The following is a 19037-nucleotide window of genomic DNA, read 5'->3' on the forward strand; positions in this document are numbered from 1 at the left end:
TTTTTTCTGAATCTCACAAACCTTTCGCTCTATCTGGGTAGTCAGTTATTAGGCCATCACAGCCAACAGCTTTTACTTTTTCCATGTCTTCACGCTTATTTACCGTCCATGGAATCACTTTTATGCCCAATTCGTGTAATTCTTTTACCCGTTTTTCGGTAGCTTGGGCAAAATATGGACTCCAAATTTGCGGTTTAAAACCCAATTTATCCAAATTAAATTGTACTTCGTTATTATCGAAAGGCTCAATTAAAGCCGATAGGGCTATCGACTTATATTTTTTCTGCTCGATTTGTTTGTGCCAAAATTTCAAAACATTGTAATCGAAACTTTGTAAAGTTACTCTTTTGGGCGGAAGTTGTTTGATGATAACTTTATAGACCAAATCCGAAAACTCTTCAACTTTTGGCTGAGAAATATCGTATTCTTTTTCTTCACTCTTGATTTCGATATTATATTTCAAAGGTTTTACTCCTTTGGCTTTCGCATACTTTTCGCTTTCACGAATCATATCTTCGAGCAATGGCTTGTAAACCGCCATTTTTTGCTGTTCAGGATAATCTTTGTTTCCTCTCAGCCCAACATCATATTTTTTGATTTCCTCATATGTAAGCTGGTACAAATTACCTTGATTTTCTTTCTTGATAAATTTTCCACTCGGGTCAGTGGTGCAATTCGGATTGAAAAAAGGGTCGTGCGAAACCACCACTTTCTTATCTTTAGAAATTACAACATCTAACTCTAAAGTGTGTACGCCTAAATCAATGGCTTTCTTGAAAGCAGGAATTGTATTTTCGGGCATTAGCCCTCTACTACCTCGATGACCTTGTATCTCAAATTCCATAGTTTGAGCAAAAGTTAAGATTGGAAAAATCAAAAATAGTAAAGTTTTCATGTTTTGCTTATTATAATTTAACGTCGGCATGGCTTCGAGCCATGCCGACGTTTTTGTTTTCTAAACATTCCACCAATAAGTAAACTTCAAGACCAAAGCACGATTTCGTACTTGAAATGTATCCGAAATGTAATTATCAGTATAAACCAAAAACAAATCTGATGCTGGGCTGTATCGCCATTGCAGGCGAGTATTCAGGTTCATGTTTTTGGTTTGGTTATTAAACTGCAAGAAATTGGTAAAAAACAGTTTATTCGTGAAAGTTACATCAATTTTAGGGCCTATCAACCAAAAATTATATTGTTTATTGGTTAATTCTTTTGGCAAAACAGCTTCATTTTTAAACTCAAGGCGATTGTAATTAGCCGCAACTGTCATGGCCACATAAGGTTGGAAACGATACCCAACTTCACCATTCAGACGCAAACGTGTGCCATTGGCATAATACCCACCATATCGGCTCGATACCAAATACGTGAATAAAGCCTGTGGTTTTGAAGTATAATCAAACCCGAATGAATTCCATTTGTGTTCGCTTCCTTTTGGTAAAAACACACCTGCGTAGTTTGTAGGGTCGAATTGATTGAGCAAATACACGTAATTATGGGCTACCCACGCCATCAATGTACTTGTTTTACGGAAGTTAACACGGTAGGCTAAAAATTTCTCGTTTTCGGTTTCTTTTGAGAAATCACGTAAAAAATAATGAGTAAACATTGTCAAAGGGCCATGACTCAATACTTTACTTGACGGCTTTGGGAAAAACAAGTAGCCTACTTGCGGATTTAGTTTTCCGTAATCTAAGCGAGGAACATAACCTACTTCTGCCGAATAATTTGTACCTACTTGCTCCAGTTGCAAACCAGCCGTCCAACGTTTATTTGTGTAGAGGATATTTCCCGCCAAAACGCCATCGTTAGGTTTTGTGGTTGGGGTGAAAGATTTTAGATAGAGTAATTTCCCTGTCCAAGCATTGTTTTTTGAAAGAATATTATATTCAATACCGAGATTTCGGTTGTATTCACTAATGTTCTTTGTATCAATAACCGACTGATAATCAAGTGTTTGTTTGTTTACAAACATCACGGCAATATTTGAGCGAGCAAAAACCCTACGTTGCAAAGCAATCACGCCAAAATTTTGAGCATTCGATATAACATCATTTTTACCTGTTTGCATATCCATGAAGCCAATTCGCCAATCTTTGTTGAGTTTTCCACTCACTCTCGCACCAAAGCGTATAGGAGTATTTAAACCAATTCTTCGAGAGAAAAATGGTCGGATAGTCTGATACCCAAAATTTGAGAATAAATCACCATTTTCTAAGAAAAACTGACGTTTCTCTGGAAATAACAATTCAAAACGGTCAAGATTTGTTTGCTGCTGGTCAACTTCTACTTGCGAAAAATCTGGGTTTACCGTAAGGTCAAGGTTTATAGAAGAAGTCAAGCCAACTTTTGCATCAAAACCTACATCTCCCCTGTAATCGGTTGGAAGTTTCTTTTCTTGATTGCGAGATACACCGCCCAAAACATAAGGGATAATCGAAATATTTGAAGAAGCCGTTGGCGGTTCTTCATCCCAAATCAACGAAGCCGCATAAGCCAACGAAGCAGTTGGAAACTGGCGTGGAACTGGAGCCCAAGCCGACTTTTCGGTAGTTTTAAGGTCTAAACGGCTAAAGTTTATTCCCCAACGCTTAATTCCTTTTTTATATCTAAGTGTTTTGAACGGAATCGCACATTCCCAAACCCACTTTTCATCATCATATTTTACTTCTGATACCCATTTATTTTCCCAAGTCAGACTAATATTACTTCCATTAAACATTAAGCCATCCCACTGAGCACCCATCGCATTTGCTCCGAACGAAAAGCCATTAGTTTGGTCATTAAACGTATCAATAAACAATAAATCATTATCGTTTTTACCGAAACTAAAGTCTCGTTTCAAAGACTCCACCATGTATGGCCCAGGGAGTTTGTCATAGTTGATAAAAACCACATAAAGGTTTTTATCATCATAAGTCATTTTTACGTCTGTACGAACTTTGGCGTAGCTTGTATCCATCGGTAGCACTTGATAAAAATCAGTTGCCAATTGAGCATCTGCCCAAGCTTTTTCATCAACAATTCCATCAATTTTTAAAGGCGATGTTGCACGATGAATGTGATATTCTACTTTTTCGTTTTTACTTTGGGCAAAAGAGAAGAAAGAATTGAGTAAAAGAAAGGAAGTTAATAGGTTTTTGAGCATTGTAAGTTTAGAATGTAGTTTTGTCTATAACAAAATTACGTTTTTTCTGTACTTTTTACTTACTAACACGCCCAAATGGCTAAAAATAGCGACAAAGTTATTTTTGCCTAAAATAGAGACGGAAATTTTAATAACAAAAAAGCGATTATCAGATTTTAGTCTAATAATCGCTTTGCGTATTTACAACTTGTAATGGGCTTATTGCTGACCCATTTTCAAACGCATTTCTTTTCTCGCAGTTCTGAACCAAACGTAAATAACGGTCGGTACAGAAAGATAAGTAAACACCAACATTAATAATATACCATCATTGATACCCGTGCCAATAACTCCACGTCCTTCGCTCAAATTACTTCCTACCGAAGCACGGCACATCGCACACTGTGCAAAAGTCAACGTTTGACTTAGCAAGAATACTATAAAAAACGCTACGATTTTTTTCATAACCTTCTACTTAAAGTTTAAACATAATAAGGTTTAATCATCAAATATGCTATCACACCTGTAACCGATACATACAACCAAATCGGGAATGCATATTTTGTCAATTTACGGTGTAATTCATACTCTTCAACCCAAGCAAAAAAATATGCTCTTAAAACCAAAGGTAATACAACCAATGATAACAAAATATGACTTATGAGGATAAAATAATAAAAATATCGAATAAATCCTTCGCCTCCGTAGCTTGTAGATGGATTGGTTAAGTGATAAAGCACATAACAAACCAAGAATACTCCACCTAACAAAAACGCTAAAGACATCACCTTTCTATGACGTTGTATTTGCTTTTGTTTGATTAAAAATAAACCATAAATCAATAAAATTGAAGTAATTGTATTGATTGCTCCAATCACATGCGGAAGCACTTTTGTCCACGCTCCTAAATCAATTTTTTGTCTTATTCCTAACAAAATTGCCACAACTAATGGCACTGCTACCGACACTACATTAATGAATGTCATCGAAGCTTTATCTTGTTTTGCTCTTACTGCTTTCATTTTAATTTGTTTAAAAAAATAATAGATTAGCAATGAAAGACAATTAGAGTTACTGAACTTACTTCTTAGACTTATAAATCTCTGATAGCACCTTCACTTCACCTATCAGACGCTCTACATCTGGAGAGTACGTTCCGTCATAAATTCCTCTAATATATCCTTCTTTGTCTATTAATAGTAACTTCTCCGAATGAATAAATGTTTCATCAATTGATTTGATTTTATTATCATATTCGGAAGCATCCGATACTGGCAACTTATAGCCTTTTATAGCAATATCGTAAATCGTTTTTTTATCACCAGTCAGAAAATACCATTTACCGTATTTCGCATCATATTTTTGAGCATATTGCTGCAATACAGCTGAAGAATCATGCTTCGGGTCAACACTGTGAGATACTATCACCACATTACTGTCTGCCGAAAAAATACTTTGTACTCTCGATAAACTATTAGATAATTTCGGACAGATAGTTCCGCATCTTGTGAAGAAGAAATCTGCTATATAGATTTTACCTTTTACGTTTGCCGAGCTAAACTTCTTTCCTTGCTGGTCTATTAGCTCATACGGTGGAATCTGATGAAACACCGTATCTGGCCCTTTCATAACAATCTGCCCAGTTTCATCCATTTCGGGCATGAGATAGGGTAATTTATAGTAGTTTTGCCCAAATAGTTTGAGTAAAACAAAAATAAAAGTCGGAACAGCTAATATGCCTATTAGTATTCCGACTTTTGATGATTTATTTCGCATTATTTATTTAAATAATAATCTCTCCAAACCTATATATCCACCTTCCACTATTAATGCAACGATTAGCCATACCACAAATACGCACGGCAATACTACCGTCCAAATCAAAGATTTTACTTCATGTTTTAAGTGCATGAATATACCTACGATGTAGTATGCCTTTACAATTGTAAGGATGATAAATATCCCCACTTTTGTCCACTTGTATTGGTCTGCATCAATTGTAAATGCTATTAAAAATTCCAATGCGGTGATGCCTAATAAAATCCAGAATGTTTTCCAAATCTCTTTGGTTTGTGCTGGTAGTTTTTCGGTATTTTCAGAATGCTGAGCCATTGTATAATAATTTTAAGACTTTCTAATTTTATTAAAAAAGAGTTTGGTTCTAAACTAAACAAGATAGAAGAATGTAAATACAAACACCCATACTAAATCTACAAAGTGCCAATATAAACCAACTTTCTCAACCATGTCATAGTGACCACGTTTCTCATAAACACCGTTTGCTGTGTTATAGAATATCAAGATATTCAATACAACACCCGAAAATACGTGTGTTCCGTGGAAACCTGTAATGAAGAAGAAGAAATCAGCGAATGCTGGTGGGCCATATTGATTTTGAACCAAATTTGCTCCAAATACTTTTGCTCCGTTTGCCAAAGTCAAGCCTTCTTCAGTTCCATGAATAAAATGACCCCACTCCCAAGCTTGTGAACTCAAGAACGCAAAACCACCAAGGATTGTCCAAAGCATATATTTTTCAACATCAGCCTTATCACGACGGTGACCAGCTTCCACAGCCAATACCATTGTTACTGAGCTCATAATCAAAATAAATGTCATGATACCTACGAACACCAACGGTGCCGATACTCCATGTAAGAATGGAACTGCTTCAAAAACCCTTTCAGGAATTGGCCACCAAGTATTAGAGAACTCAAAGTTTTTACGTAAACCTTCAAATGTAGGGAAACTATAACGAACTAAACCGTATGAAATCAATAAAGCCGAGAACGTAAATGTATCGGATAATAAGAATATCCACATCATTAATTTTCCATAGCCAACTTTCATTGGTTGCACGCCACCTTTCCAAATTAAGTGTTCTGCGGTCGTAGAGGTATTTGCACTTGCCATAACTTACAATTATTAGCGGTTTGCCGCTTTGGTTAACAGTTTCAATTAATTTCGACCCAAAAATAGTCAAAAAGTAAATATTATCTAAAATACAATAAAAATACGAACAAATATAGCCAAAGTATGTCTAAGAAGTGCCAAGAAGTTGCACAAACTTCAACTAAAATAGTATTGCTTGAATCTAACTTTAATCTGAATGCCATTATAAATGTGGCTATCAAAATGCCTAATCCAAGCCCTAAGTGAGCCATGTGTAAGCCCGTAAAAATATAAAAGAACGAACCTGATGGATTACCTTTGAGGTAAATTCCCTGTTGTTGTAAATCTTGCCAACCTAAATACTGCATTCCTAAAAATACAAGACCTAAAACTGTTGTAATGGCTACTAATGTCTTGAGTTTTGTATTTTCATTCTTTTTGGCAGCTTGCAATGATAGGTGCATTGTAATACTACTAACTATCAAAACCAATGTACTAATCCAAAAAATGCTTGGGATTTCAAATTCTGCCCAGTTTCCTTCTGCTCTTCGTACTAAATATGCACTCGTCTGAGAAGCAAATAGCATCACAATCGTGATAATAAAGAGCCAAACTATAAACTTCCACTTGTTAACTGATAGTACTTGAGCTGGCTCTTGTACACCCACAGTGGTAGTTGCTGTGTTACTTTTATTTAATTTATTACTCATAAAGTTTGTCGTTGAATCGTTTACTCAAGCAAAGCTCAAGTAAATAAAAGTGGTATTATAATTTATCCAATAAATAGGCAATCTGCACTACTGGTAAATATATAAATGAACCGAACATTAATTGAAGAGCTGCTTTTCGGTCAACTCTACGCATTAAATGAAATGTCTGTGCTAAAAACAATACACCAAACACCATTGCTACTACTGCCGAGTTAATACCTGTCATACCCAAATAAAATGGAGCCCAACAGAGTGGCAATAAAAATAGCGTATAAATCATTATCTGAATAGCTGAGTTTAGATTTTGTCCACCACTTGATGGTAATAACTTAAATCCAGCTTTGTTATAATCTTCATCCAACACCCAAGCAATTGCCCAAAAATGAGGAAACTGCCAAAAGAACTGTATCGCAAACAATATACCTGGTTCTAATCCAAAGTGGTTAACAGCTGCTACCCAACCAATCATCGGAGGAAAAGCCCCTGGCAACGCCCCTACTGCTACAGCAATCGGTCCAACTCTTTTTAGTGGTGTATATACAAATCCGTATAAAACCATTGATAAAAGAGCTAATAAACCCGCTTTGTAATTGAATTCATAGAACAAAATATACATCGCAATCGCAGCCATTATCCAGCCAAACATTGCTGCTTCTTTCACTGATAATCTACCACTTGGAAGTGGACGATTTTCAGTACGTGACATCAATTTATCAAGGTCTTTTTCGATAATTTGATTGATAATGTTAGCTGCCGCTGTTGTTGCAAAAGCCGCTATCGCAAACATTATTAGTCTTGCCCATTCAATTTTATCAGCAGCCAAAGTAAAGCCAATAGCCGATGAAAAAACAACAGTTGACGATAACCTAAACTTAGTTAAATCGTAATATGCTTTTAGCTTTTGAGCAAAAATATTTTCTGTTACTGTCAAACTCATCTATCATTTTGAAGCAATGCTTCTGAAAACTCTTTCTTTATTAAGAAATAAAAAAATAACAAACTGTACGCCTATCGCCAATGTACCCAATGTTAGGTGAATCGGTTGCATTAATCTTGGAAAGCCTAAATAAGCTAATGAAAGCCCAGACAAGAGTTCGATACCAATTATTATTACTAACCAATTAGCAAAGGTTGTCAGCAAACCTTTATTTTCAACAGACTTTTTAATTCGATAATAAATAAACAAATTGATTATCACTATTACTATCGAAAAGAAAGCGTGCATTTGAAACTTACCACCCAAATTTGCAACCCATTCGGTGCGAAGAGCTTCGCCCATACTATTGGCAACTTGGTCAACAATTTCTCTAACTTGAGTACCTAACAAAACTTGTCCGATAGTTAGAAAAATGGCAGCTGAAACTAAAAAACTCAAAGAACTTTTATCTGCAATATCTTCGATTTCAATCACATAATTGTAAGAACGAGCCACCGCATATAATAACACAAACACAATAATTACTGAGAGAATCATGTGTAGCGTAATCATTACTGGGTGAAGTTCACTCGAAACTACTTTCGAGCCTAACCATCCTTCAAAAGCTACTAAAATCGTTGCGAGCAGGCTTAGTAAGACAATTGTCTTATCTTGCTTTCTGAAACTAACAAATGCACTTACGAAAGTTCCGAAAACTAAAAAACCAATTGCGACCCCAACTAAACGATTAATATATTCAATCCATGTCTTAACGGCATTGAACTCTATTTCTCCTTTAAGCTTTTCACCGTAAATTTCTTTATAATTGCTTGGTAGTTGCGATATATCTGTTGGAGGAACCCAAGAACCAAAGCACTTAGGCCAATCTGGACAACCCATACCTGAACCCGTTGCCCTTACTATTCCACCGACTAAAATAAGAAAGTAAATCGCACCAATCGTCCAAAAACCAAGCTTTCTAAATACTTTACCGTGAGTCATAATTGGTTGGAGAAAACGATTCACAACTTTTAGAGTTGTGAATCGTTTCAAATTTTATCAATCTGGAATACTGTAATCAAATTGGATTCCTTCGATTTCTTTTTCTTCCTTAATCAACTCATTCTCATACGGGAAGTTAGATTCTGGCGTAGCAGAGAATGGAATGTTTTGAGGAATAAAGTCTTCAGCAGCACCAGGCTTGCTATAATCATAAGGCCAACGATAAACTGTTGGAATTTCTCCTTCCCAGTTTCCGTGTCCAACATTTATTGGTGTTGTCCACTCTAAAGTGTTTGACTTCCAAGGGTTTTGAGTTGCTTTCTTACCCCAGAAAATTGAATAGAAGAAGTTACACAAGAAAACAAGGTTTGCAGCAAATACTACAATCGCAGCTATCGTACTAACTTGTGCTAAGTCTTGGTATTTATTGGTGAAATCAAAACCTGTATAAGCGTAGTATCTTCTTGGAAAACCAGCAATACCTAAATAGTGTTGTGGGAAGAATACCATGTATGCACCGATGAAAGTTGTCCAGAAGTGGATGTAGCCCAATGTGCTATTCATCATTCTACCAAACATTTTAGGGAACCAGTGATACACACCCGCAACCATTCCAAAGAATGCCGCAGAACCCATTACAAGGTGGAAGTGAGCAACTACAAAGTATGTATCGTGTAATTGAATATCCAATGCACTGTTTCCTAAGATAATACCAGTAACACCACCTGACACGAAGAACGAAACTAAACCAATCGAGAATAACATTGCAGGAGTGAAGATAATATTACCTCTCCACAATGTAGTGATATAGTTAAACGCTTTAACCGCAGAAGGAACTGCAATAATCAAAGTAAGGAGCGTAAATACCGAACCTAAGAATGGATTCATACCTGTCATAAACATGTGGTGAGCCCAAACGATAAATGCAAGGAACATGATACCGAGCATCGAGAAAATCATCGCTTTGTAACCAAAGATTGGTTTTCTTGAGTTTGTAGCGATAATTTCAGATGTCATACCGAGTGCTGGCAAAATAACGATATATACCTCTGGGTGACCCAAGAACCAGAATAAGTGCTGGAATAAAATTGGGCTACCACCTTGATTTGGAAGAGCTTGTCCGTTGATATAAATATCAGATAAATAGAAGCTTGTACCAAAACTACGGTCAAAAATCAATAATAAGGCTGCTGATAACAATACAGGGAATGATAAAATACCCAAAATAGCAGTAAATGTAAATGCCCAAATTGTCAATGGCATTTTATCGAAAGTCATACCTTTTGTACGTAAGTTAATTACAGTAGTTACATAGTTGATACTACCTAATAAACTTGATACAATAAAGATTGCCATACTTACTAACCACATTGTCATACCAGTACCTGAACCAGGTGCAGCGTCAGGCAATGCACTCAATGGCGGATATACTACCCAACCACCACCCGCAGGGCCATCTTGCACGAACAATGAGCAGAACATAATTACGCTCGACAAGAAGAAGAACCAATATGACAACATATTAATAAATCCAGATGCCATATCTCTTGCTCCAACTTGTAATGGAATCAAGAAGTTTGAGAAAGTACCGCTCAAACCCGCAGTCAATACAAAGAATACCATGATAGTACCGTGCATCGTTACGAGAGCGATATAGTAATTCGGGTCTAATTTACCAGCCTCGTCGAACCATCTTTCTCCTAAAATTGGCTTTAACCAACCCAAATCAATCCCTGGATAACCTAATTGTAAACGGAAAACCAAGGACAAAAAACCGCCAATCAAAGCCCATACAATACCTGAAATCAAGTACTGCTTGGCAATCACTTTATGGTCCTCAGAGAATATATATTTCTTTATAAAACTCTGTGGCTCGTGATGCTCATGTGCTTCTTCATGTCCGTGAACATGAGTATCTGCGTGTGCTACTGCTGCCATGTATATATTATTAGTTTAAATAATTTAGATTGAATTTTATCTTAAAGACGTAACTGTTGGTAAGCTTGTACCTGCTGAAGCAGTAGTGCTATCAGATGGAGCCTCCGAAGGAAGATATTTCATTGCTTTAGCTTTCAAACTTGCAGGAACTTTCTCCAAAAATTCAGGTTTAGAAGCCAATAATGATTTCTGCTCTTTCTTCCATTTTTCGTAATCTGCTGGCTCATCAACAACCAAGATTAACTTCATTGCAAAGTGGCTTCTTCCACAAACCTCAGTACAAGCAATCTCATATTTGAAATCTGGATTTCCAAGCTCAGCTTTCATATCGGCTGTACTTTTATCAGCAATGAACCAAAATTTAGTAGGCATACCAGGTACTGCATCCATTTTAACTCTCATGTGAGGGATAAATACGCTATGTAATACATCTCTCGCTCTGATTTTAAGTAATACTGGTTTACCTTTAGGGATGTGTAATTCTGAACTATTTGTGAAGTCATCAAATGAATTTTCATCTGTGAAATCTACACCAAATTCATTTCCAGAAGCATCATCAATTAGCTTGTAATTATAGTTTCCTAATTTACCATTATCTACACCACCGTATCTAACTTGCCATCCGAATTGTTTACCCATAATCTCAATTACTTCAGCATCTTTCGGAGCTTCTGACATTACTTTGTTCCATACTCTCAAGCCAGTAAATACTAAACCAGCCATAACTACTGCAGGAATTAAAGTCCAAACAATTTCAAGAGTATTGTTATGAGGGTAGAAATGAGCTGTTCTTTTCTTATTGTAACGATATTTCAACGGGAAATAAAAAAGAACTGTATTTACTACTAAAAACGATGCCGTCACTACAGCCATACCGAACCAGAACCAATAATCTGTTTCTTTTCCGTGTACAGAAGAAGCAGATGGAAGGTCGCCATAAGCTATTAAAAAGTCTTTTTTAGCATAGAAGAAAGACCAAAAGATACCAACGACACTCAAAATCCAAAAAACAAAGAGACCAATTGCATTGATGTTATTGGCACTATCTACCACCTCTTCGCTTTGTTCCGAATCACCTTTCACTCCCTTCAGGAGGGTCTGTGTTTTTGAAATTACCAAGATGGTAAGAACAATAAACACAATTGCTAAAGCTACAATCAATAATGTCATGTTACTAAATAATTTACAAGTTTGAATACTTAAACCCTTGTATCTAAAAAAGAATGTTCAACGAAATTGTTTTGAAAAAATTAAATATCGTGGTGAATACTTTCTTCTAAGAATGGGTGGTTTTTAGGATATAGGTTTGCTTTAGATAATTGGTTTGCAACGAAGTAAATAAACAATGATGCAAATGTTAAGGTTGTTCCCCACTCAATGATACCGATACCGCCTTGGTCTTTAGCAATACCTGGCATGTGCATTTGGTAGAAATCAAACCAGTGACCAATAATAACTGAAACACTACCTAATTTCAAGAATGTAGCTCTTCTCTTCGAATTTCTTGCAAGTAAAATCAAGAATGGGAAGAAAAAATTTAACAATAAGCTAATATGGAATGGCCACCAATATCTTCCTTGGAAACCTGTAAATCTCTCACGGAAATAAATAGTTTCTTCTGGTAAGTTCGCATAGAAAATCAATAAGTATTGAGAGAACCATACGTATGTCCAGAAAATAGAGAAACCAAAGATAAATTTACCTAAGTCATGTAAGTGACTTTCGTTAACGATTTTCAAATACCCTTGGTCTTTCAATAATAAGATTGTAAGCATGATAGTTGCCAATCCAGCTACGTGCCAGCTTGCTAAGTGATACCAACCGAACATTGTAGAGAACCAGTGTGTATCAACAACCATTGATAAATCCCAAGCAGAAGTAGATGCTGTAACAGCAAAGAAAATCAAGAATAATTTAGCAATACTACGGCTCTTGTAATAGTTTTCTAAACCACCTTCTGCATCTTCAAGGAGTGAGTATTTTCTTAATTGTGTCCATCCAAAGTACCATACTGCTACATAAGCAATCAAACGTACAAAATAGAATGGAAGGTTAAGATACCATGCTTTACCAGCGATGATTTTATCATAGTGTTCGCTTGCTGGGTCCATGATACCATCATGTGTCCAGTGCATAACAATGTGGCGAGTCGAAGGAATTGCCATCAAAATGATAAGGATTGTTCCTGGAACGATGATAAATGAAGGAAGAGCTTCAGCAACACGTTTGATTGAAGAAGACCAACCAGCTTTTGCCACATAGTTATAAGCGATAAAAAACGCTCCAACTACTGATATTCCTATGAAGTACACACTATTCATCCAAATATTGGCAATAATACGGCTAAACAAGGTTGCACCGTGTTCGCCTCCGTGTTCTGCATGGCCGCCTGCTGCTTCGTGTCCAGCACCAGCATGTTCGGCACCATGTGATTCCCAAACACCTATTGACCAGCCTTTTGATAATAAGAATGAACCAATCGCTACCATTGCAACACCAATTAATGCTGCAATAATTAGATTTCTTTTGGTTTCAGATTTAAACTCAAATCTTTCTTCTGTAGAAGGAATTTCGTGAGTACTATGAGCCATTTTCTTTAAATTTGAACCCTTACACTTAAAGGGTGTTAATAAATGATATATCTTTATACTTAGCCCAGTTAAGGGTTTTCCGCATTTTACGGCGGATAGCATTTAAAATATTAGTTACCTAATTGTAATCTATGTACGTAGTGTACGATTTTCCAACGCTCTTCTGGATTTACTTGTGAAGCATGTGACCACATACGTCCTTTTCCAAAAGTAATTACATGATAAATATGTCCATCGTTCATATTTTTGTAAGCATCAGATGCGTAGTTTGGAACCCCTTTGTAAACTTTTCCAACTGGGCCATCACCTGCACCTTTCTCTCCATGACAGTGTTGACAGTTTCTTTCATATAACACTTTGCCTTCTTCTTCTGCCTTTTCTGACCACGGAATTGGGTTTTTCAATGTTACTTCTGCTACTGCAATACTATCTTTTGGTAAGTTATAAACCATTAAATCATTTACAACCGTACTATCATCTTGCACAAATGATGTATTATAGTTTGCACGAGCAACAGTTCCTGCCACTGGCGAACGCATATTTTTACCATCTGGATTGATGTTATTTTCACGCCATTGTGTCAACGGTTCGTATGCACGAGAGTTGTACATATTAGGAGCAAATTCCCAACCAGTACTATTATTATCTTTGCAAGAAGTCAAGGCAACCGTAGAAAAAGTTGCGATTGATAATGCAAGCGAAATATTTTTTAATGAAACCTTCATTTTTGAATTCTTTGAATTGATAAACAGATAAATGTTATACTTCTTTCACATTTACTTCTGAAGCACCTGATTCTTTCAATAATTTTGAAATTTCAGCTTCTGATAATTTATTTTTAGCAAGGTCAATAGCTACTACAAATTTATCATCTGTACTTCTAACATCAAATATGATTGGTTTAGCGGTTGGACCCATATCTTCCATGAAAAAGAATGTAAATGACATACCAAATGCCGCTAAAAGGACAGTAAGCTCAAACATAATCGGCACGTTAGTTGGGAAAGGGAAAAAGTTCTTTCCACCAATGTTAATCGGCCAATCAACGCCCATTGTCCAGAATGTAAGTAATAATGCACAACATGTACCTGTCAAACCGAACAAGAAAGCGGCAACCCCCATTCTCGGGAAGCTATAACCTAAAGCTCTATCAAGTCCGTGTACAGCGAAAGGCGTATATGCTTCATGAATTTTAACACCTTGGTGTCTTATGTCTTCAACTGCGTGTAATAACTCATCGCCATCGTCAAAAACTCCTACTAAATATTTGCTATCTGCCATTTTATATGAATGGTTAAAAAATCTTTATTAAACTGTTGTTTTCTTCTTTTCTGGGTACTTCTCAGATGATGATTTCAATACAGATTTTACCTCTGCCATGTTGATAACTGGTAAGAACTTAGCAAATAAGAAGAAAGCTGTAAAGAAGAAACCGAAAGAGAAAATATAGTCAGAAATATCACCCATACGTGGAGTAAAGTACGTCCAGCTTGATGGTAAGTAATCACGGTGTAATGAAGTTACGATGATTACAAAACGCTCAAACCACATACCGATATTTACAACAACAGCCATTACGAAAGAAACAAGGATGTTTTCACGAATTTTCTTGAACCAGAATAACTGAGGAGAAATTACGTTACAAGTCATCATCGCCCAGTATGACCACCAAAGTGGACCAGTAGCACGGTTAATGAAAGCATATTGTTCGTATTCAACGCCAGAGTAAGCAGCGATAAAGAACTCAGTGATATAAGCGATACCAACAACAGAACCTGTAAGAGTAATGATTTTATTCATCAAAGAGATGTGTTCCATCGTTACGTAATCTTCCATTTTATACACAACTCTTGTCACCAACATCAAGTTTTGAACCATTGCAAAACCAGAGAAGATAGCACCCGCAACGAAGTATGGAGGGAAGATTGTTGTGTGCCATCCCGGAATTACCGAAGTAGCAAAGTCAAAAGATACGATTGTGTGTACTGAAAGTACGAGTGGTGTTGACAAACCTGCCAAAATCAAAGAAACGTCTTCGTATCTTGCCCAAGCTCTTGCTCCACCAGTCCAGCCGATAGCTAAAGCACCGTAAACTTTCTTACGAACACCTGTTGCACGGTCACGGATAGTTGCTAAATCTGGAATTAAACCAATGTACCAGAATAGACATGATACTGAGAAATATGTCGAGATAGCAAATACGTCCCAAACCAATGGAGAGTTGAAGTTTACCCACAATGAACCAAAAGTATTTGGTAATGGAAGAGCAAAATATGCTAACCAAGGACGCCCCATGTGCATTACGATAAATGACGCCGCACAAATAACGGCAAAGATTGTCATCGCTTCAGCAGCACGGTTGATAGATGTTCTCCATTTTTGACGGAATAATAACAATACCGCAGAGATAAGTGTACCAGCGTGACCGATACCTACCCACCATACGAAGTTGGTGATATCCCACGCCCAACCTACTGTTTTATTGAGACCCCAAACACCAAGACCTTCCCACCATGTCCAGAATACCCAAGCAGCACCATAAAGGAGTACTAATACTGAAATTCCGAAAACGATTTTCCACTCTTTGGTTGGTTTTCCCTCAACCTGCTTACAAATATCTTCAGTTACATCGTGGTAAGACTTACCATTAAGTACTAAAGTTTCTCTTATTGGTGAAACTACGTGCATAGTTTTATTCTTTTGAGATATTTATTTTAATTTTCTTATTTTAACCTTTATCTACCCCTCAATCTTACGAGTGGTGTGCTTCTTTTTTCTCAGCATGAGCCGCTTTTGCAACGCCATCCTTGTTACGGATTTTTGTCAAGTAGCTCATCTGTGGCTGAACGTTGATTTCTTCCAATACGTTGAAAGCACGTCCTTCTTTCTCAACCGCTAAAGTTTTTGAGATTTCAGAATTTTCATCAAGCATATCTCCAAATGTAATTGCATTTGTTGGACATGATTGCGAACAAGCTGTTTGGATTTCTCCATCTATCGGACGACGACGCTCTTTCTTCGCTGTTAATTTACCAGCTTGGATACGTTGAACGCACATCGAACACTTCTCAATTACCCCACGAGAACGAACAGTTACGTCTGGATTCAATACCATACGACCTAAGTCGCTATTCATGTGATAATCGAAATTATCGTTTTCGAAGTATTTGAACCAGTTGAAACGACGTACTTTATATGGACAGTTGTTGGCACAATAACGAGTACCGATACAACGGTTATAAGTCATTTGGTTTAGACCTTCAGAACTGTGAGTAGTAGCCAATACAGGACAAACAGTCTCACAAGGAGCATTAGAACAGTGTTGGCACATCATTGGTTGGAATACAACCTCTGGATTTTCAGCAGCAATTTCTAACTCTCTGTACCCACCGATGATACCTTTTTCTGCTAAAGCCTCATCATGACCCATTTCTGAGCTATAATAACGGTCGATACGAATCCAGTGCATCTCTCTCGCACGTGCAACCTCAGCTTTACCAACTACAGCCACGTTATTTTCAGCTTGGCAACTTACCAAACATGAACCACAACCTGTACAGCTGTTTAGGTCAATAACCATTCCCCAGCTGTGGTTTTTCTTTTCGTGACCATTCCAGAGTGTGATTTGATAAGGTGTCTTTTCACCCTCTGAAGTTTCGATTTTTGGTTCGAAACGTCCAGCTTTCACATCTTTTACGTATTCACCCAAAACTGACTCTTGTACAACAGCCGTACGGCCCATGATTGTATTTTGAGTTTGAGTTTGAGCTAATGTATATCCGTCTTTTGTTTTTTCGATTTTCGCATCGTTTGCAAAATACTGACCGTTAGTAATCCAAGGGAAAACATTTTCGCCAGTATTACCTGCTTTACCAGCAGCTGTGCGGCCATAGCCTAAAGCAACTGAAATCGTTCCGTTTGCTTGGCCTGGTTGAATCAATACTGGAAGCTCGATTGATTTTCCACCAACAGTAACTTTTGCCCAATCACCTTGAGCGATGCCTAATTCAGTTGCTGTTTTTTGTGAAACTGCAATTGTGTTCTCCCAAGTAACTTTTGAAATTGGGTCTGGCATTTCTTGCAACCAAGGGTTATTTGCTTGCAAACCTGTACCGATTGCTACTGATTCGAAGATAGATACCTCGATACCTGCACCTTTTACTTTAGCAATTGAAGCAGCGGCTGCATCAACATTTCCTGCGAAGCTTGCTCCTGAAGCCGTAGCACCAGCAGCTGGCTCATATACGCCATCGTGCAATGCTTGTACCCAAGATTTTCCACTAAGGATATTTTTACTCCAGTTTGATTTCAAGTAAGCATGATAATCGCTATTCAAACCAGCCCATGTTAATAAGCTTGATTGTGGTTGACGAGTATCGAAAATCAAAGAGATTGTTGGCTGTGTAAGTGAGAAGAAACCTTTTTTAGGTTCTGCATCATTCCAAGACTCTAAATAATGAGGAGCTGGAGCGATATATTTACATTTTGAAGCTGTTTCGTCGGCACGGTCAGCGAATGAAACCGAAGTTGCCACTTTTGATAATGCTTCACCTAACTCTGCACCTCTCGGGTGGTCATATACTGGGTTAGATAAGAAGATTACTGTGCTAACTTGTCCACCTTTCACTTCATTGATGAATGCTGTCATTTCAGCATCATTACCTTGACGATAATTTACTGGTGTACCTAAGTCGATAGTTGTACCGTAGCTACCCAATAAGCTATTCAAAGCATTAACGATAGTTTGTACAGCAGGGTCATTTGAACCCGAAACAACTAAAGCAGCACCTTTTGCAGCGATAAGGTCTTTTGCACACTTATCTAAGTTTTGCGTTTCAACCGCTCCACCAGTAGTAGTTTTACCACCTAAAGCTGCTGCTACTTTATTGTATAATGCTAAAGCAACTGCACCTTCTTGTGAAGGCTTAATCATTCCTCTATAATCGGCAGATGCACCAGTGATTGTCAAACCAGTTTCGAATTGGTAATGACGAGACATTGTGCGTTTGCCATTTTTGCCACTGCTCAATTTACGAGTTGCGGCCCATTGACCAGCAAATGTATTTGGGGCAATCCAAGTTCCTAAGAAATCGGCGTTGATACCAACGATTACATTTGCTTTGCTGAAATCATAAGAAGGGATAACTGCTTGGCCAAAAGACTCAGCATTTGCTTGAACAATTGCGTAAGATGAGTTTGCATCATACGTAATGTGCTTTGCAGTTGGGTATTTTGCAGCGAAATCTGCGATTACTTTCTTTGTAGTTGGAGAAAGAATTGTGTTTGATACGATACGGATATTACCGCCTTTTGCTAAAGCAGCAACGATTTCCTTATCTAATTCTTCCCACTTTATATCAGAAGAGCCTTTTTTCGGTCCTTTCAATTTTTCGTTATCATACAAGCTCAATACTGAAGCGTGTACTCTTGCATTTACTGCACCTTTTGTAATAGATGAAAGTTTATTACCTTCTATTTTAATCGGACGACCTTCACGTGTTTTTACTAAGATACTGCAATATTCACCACCTTCTGAGTAAGTCGATGCGTACCAGTTTGGAATACCTGGCTCTACGCTTTCTGGCTTATTCAAGTAAGGGATTGCCTTACGAACAGGTGCATCGCAAGCAGCCAATGATACTGCTGCTACACTAAAGCCTAACACTTTCAAGAAGTCACGGCGGTGAGTAGGCTCGACAGTTTCGATGTCATCTAAATTAAATTCACGATTGGCATTTTTTACAAACCCAATGTCGTTTTTCAACTCCTCAACCCCTTTCCAATACTTTTTATTAGTATTCTCCATAGTATCCTAATTCCTGATAGGAACTTTTATTTAATGTTATGAACTTTCTTCA

Annotated in this window: 17 protein-coding genes; all 17 read right to left on the bottom strand. The window is 37.3% G+C overall.

The window, feature by feature from the left end:
• Nucleotides 1-13 precede the first annotated feature (13 nt).
• On the bottom strand, nt 14-895 hold the full coding sequence (locus tag IEX65_RS24450; protein ID WP_188770360.1) for a glycerophosphodiester phosphodiesterase: 882 nt from the start codon (nt 893-895) through the stop codon (nt 14-16).
• A 60-nt stretch (nt 896-955) separates the two neighbouring features.
• Nucleotides 956-3151, bottom strand: coding sequence for a carbohydrate binding family 9 domain-containing protein (locus IEX65_RS24455; RefSeq protein WP_188770362.1), 2196 nt, complete (start codon nt 3149-3151; stop codon nt 956-958).
• Between the two features lie 198 nt (nt 3152-3349).
• Complete coding sequence (locus tag IEX65_RS24460; protein WP_188770365.1) at nt 3350-3595, bottom strand: CAMCR motif-containing small membrane protein; 246 nt, start codon at nt 3593-3595, stop codon at nt 3350-3352.
• Between the two features lie 17 nt (nt 3596-3612).
• Nucleotides 3613-4152 (bottom strand): DUF420 domain-containing protein, encoded by a 540-nt coding sequence (locus tag IEX65_RS24465; RefSeq protein WP_188770367.1) that lies wholly within the window; start codon nt 4150-4152, stop codon nt 3613-3615.
• A 58-nt stretch (nt 4153-4210) separates the two neighbouring features.
• Entirely contained in the window at nt 4211-4906 is a 696-nt protein-coding gene (locus IEX65_RS24470) for an SCO family protein (protein WP_188770369.1), read from the bottom strand.
• Between the two features lie 3 nt (nt 4907-4909).
• Nucleotides 4910-5242 carry a cytochrome C oxidase subunit IV family protein gene (locus tag IEX65_RS24475; RefSeq protein ID WP_188770371.1) on the bottom strand — a complete coding sequence of 111 codons (333 nt, stop codon included), beginning with the start codon at nt 5240-5242 and terminating at the stop codon, nt 4910-4912.
• 54 nt (nt 5243-5296) lie between these two features.
• Nucleotides 5297-6043, bottom strand: a complete 747-nt coding sequence (locus IEX65_RS24480) for a cytochrome c oxidase subunit 3 (RefSeq protein WP_188770373.1) — start codon at nt 6041-6043, stop codon at nt 5297-5299.
• Between the two features lie 80 nt (nt 6044-6123).
• Nucleotides 6124-6732: a cytochrome c oxidase subunit 3 gene (locus tag IEX65_RS24485; RefSeq protein WP_188770375.1), complete on the bottom strand. Its 609-nt coding sequence runs from the start codon at nt 6730-6732 to the stop codon at nt 6124-6126.
• Between the two features lie 55 nt (nt 6733-6787).
• A complete protein-coding gene (cyoE, locus tag IEX65_RS24490) occupies nt 6788-7669 on the bottom strand; it encodes a heme o synthase (RefSeq protein WP_188770377.1) in 882 nt (293 codons plus the stop codon).
• A 3-nt stretch (nt 7670-7672) separates the two neighbouring features.
• Entirely contained in the window at nt 7673-8674 is a 1002-nt protein-coding gene (locus IEX65_RS24495; RefSeq protein WP_229250878.1) for a COX15/CtaA family protein, read from the bottom strand.
• A 33-nt stretch (nt 8675-8707) separates the two neighbouring features.
• Nucleotides 8708-10588, bottom strand: a complete 1881-nt coding sequence (locus IEX65_RS24500) for a cytochrome c oxidase subunit I (RefSeq protein ID WP_188770380.1) — start codon at nt 10586-10588, stop codon at nt 8708-8710.
• 36 nt (nt 10589-10624) lie between these two features.
• Nucleotides 10625-11758, bottom strand: coding sequence for a cytochrome c oxidase subunit II (locus IEX65_RS24505; RefSeq protein ID WP_188770381.1), 1134 nt, complete (start codon nt 11756-11758; stop codon nt 10625-10627).
• Between the two features lie 80 nt (nt 11759-11838).
• A complete protein-coding gene (locus tag IEX65_RS24510; protein WP_188770383.1) occupies nt 11839-13179 on the bottom strand; it encodes a quinol:cytochrome C oxidoreductase in 1341 nt (446 codons plus the stop codon).
• A gap of 110 nt (nt 13180-13289) precedes the next feature.
• Complete coding sequence (locus IEX65_RS24515) at nt 13290-13904, bottom strand: c-type cytochrome (protein WP_188770385.1); 615 nt, start codon at nt 13902-13904, stop codon at nt 13290-13292.
• Nucleotides 13905-13938: 34 nt separating this feature from the next.
• On the bottom strand, nt 13939-14460 hold the full coding sequence (locus IEX65_RS24520; RefSeq protein WP_188770387.1) for a DUF3341 domain-containing protein: 522 nt from the start codon (nt 14458-14460) through the stop codon (nt 13939-13941).
• 27 nt (nt 14461-14487) lie between these two features.
• A complete protein-coding gene (gene nrfD / locus IEX65_RS24525) occupies nt 14488-15867 on the bottom strand; it encodes an NrfD/PsrC family molybdoenzyme membrane anchor subunit (RefSeq protein WP_188770390.1) in 1380 nt (459 codons plus the stop codon).
• Between the two features lie 64 nt (nt 15868-15931).
• The gene (locus IEX65_RS24530) at nt 15932-18985 is read right to left on the bottom strand and encodes a TAT-variant-translocated molybdopterin oxidoreductase (protein ID WP_188770392.1); all 3054 of its coding nucleotides are present in this window, start codon (nt 18983-18985) and stop codon (nt 15932-15934) included.
• Nucleotides 18986-19037 lie beyond the last annotated feature (52 nt).

It is taken from the genome of Emticicia aquatilis (assembly GCF_014644295.1).
Taxonomy (GTDB): Bacteria; Bacteroidota; Bacteroidia; order Cytophagales; family Spirosomataceae; genus Emticicia; species Emticicia aquatilis.

What these genes read in the sequence shown, in the direction of transcription:
- IEX65_RS24450 (WP_188770360.1), bottom strand. Translation starts at nt 895, where the DNA reads ATGAAAACTTTACTATTTTTGATTTTTCCAATCTTAACTTTTGCTCAA.
- IEX65_RS24455 (WP_188770362.1), bottom strand. Translation starts at nt 3,151, where the DNA reads ATGCTCAAAAACCTATTAACTTCCTTTCTTTTACTCAATTCTTTCTTC.
- IEX65_RS24460 (WP_188770365.1), bottom strand. Translation starts at nt 3,595, where the DNA reads ATGAAAAAAATCGTAGCGTTTTTTATAGTATTCTTGCTAAGTCAAACG.
- IEX65_RS24465 (WP_188770367.1), bottom strand. Translation starts at nt 4,152, where the DNA reads ATGAAAGCAGTAAGAGCAAAACAAGATAAAGCTTCGATGACATTCATT.
- IEX65_RS24470 (WP_188770369.1), bottom strand. Translation starts at nt 4,906, where the DNA reads ATGCGAAATAAATCATCAAAAGTCGGAATACTAATAGGCATATTAGCT.
- IEX65_RS24475 (WP_188770371.1), bottom strand. Translation starts at nt 5,242, where the DNA reads ATGGCTCAGCATTCTGAAAATACCGAAAAACTACCAGCACAAACCAAA.
- IEX65_RS24480 (WP_188770373.1), bottom strand. Translation starts at nt 6,043, where the DNA reads ATGGCAAGTGCAAATACCTCTACGACCGCAGAACACTTAATTTGGAAA.
- IEX65_RS24485 (WP_188770375.1), bottom strand. Translation starts at nt 6,732, where the DNA reads ATGAGTAATAAATTAAATAAAAGTAACACAGCAACTACCACTGTGGGT.
- cyoE (WP_188770377.1), bottom strand. Translation starts at nt 7,669, where the DNA reads ATGAGTTTGACAGTAACAGAAAATATTTTTGCTCAAAAGCTAAAAGCA.
- IEX65_RS24500 (WP_188770380.1), bottom strand. Translation starts at nt 10,588, where the DNA reads ATGGCAGCAGTAGCACACGCAGATACTCATGTTCACGGACATGAAGAA.
- IEX65_RS24505 (WP_188770381.1), bottom strand. Translation starts at nt 11,758, where the DNA reads ATGACATTATTGATTGTAGCTTTAGCAATTGTGTTTATTGTTCTTACC.
- IEX65_RS24510 (WP_188770383.1), bottom strand. Translation starts at nt 13,179, where the DNA reads ATGGCTCATAGTACTCACGAAATTCCTTCTACAGAAGAAAGATTTGAG.
- IEX65_RS24515 (WP_188770385.1), bottom strand. Translation starts at nt 13,904, where the DNA reads ATGAAGGTTTCATTAAAAAATATTTCGCTTGCATTATCAATCGCAACT.
- IEX65_RS24520 (WP_188770387.1), bottom strand. Translation starts at nt 14,460, where the DNA reads ATGGCAGATAGCAAATATTTAGTAGGAGTTTTTGACGATGGCGATGAG.
- nrfD (WP_188770390.1), bottom strand. Translation starts at nt 15,867, where the DNA reads ATGCACGTAGTTTCACCAATAAGAGAAACTTTAGTACTTAATGGTAAG.
- IEX65_RS24530 (WP_188770392.1), bottom strand. Translation starts at nt 18,985, where the DNA reads ATGGAGAATACTAATAAAAAGTATTGGAAAGGGGTTGAGGAGTTGAAA.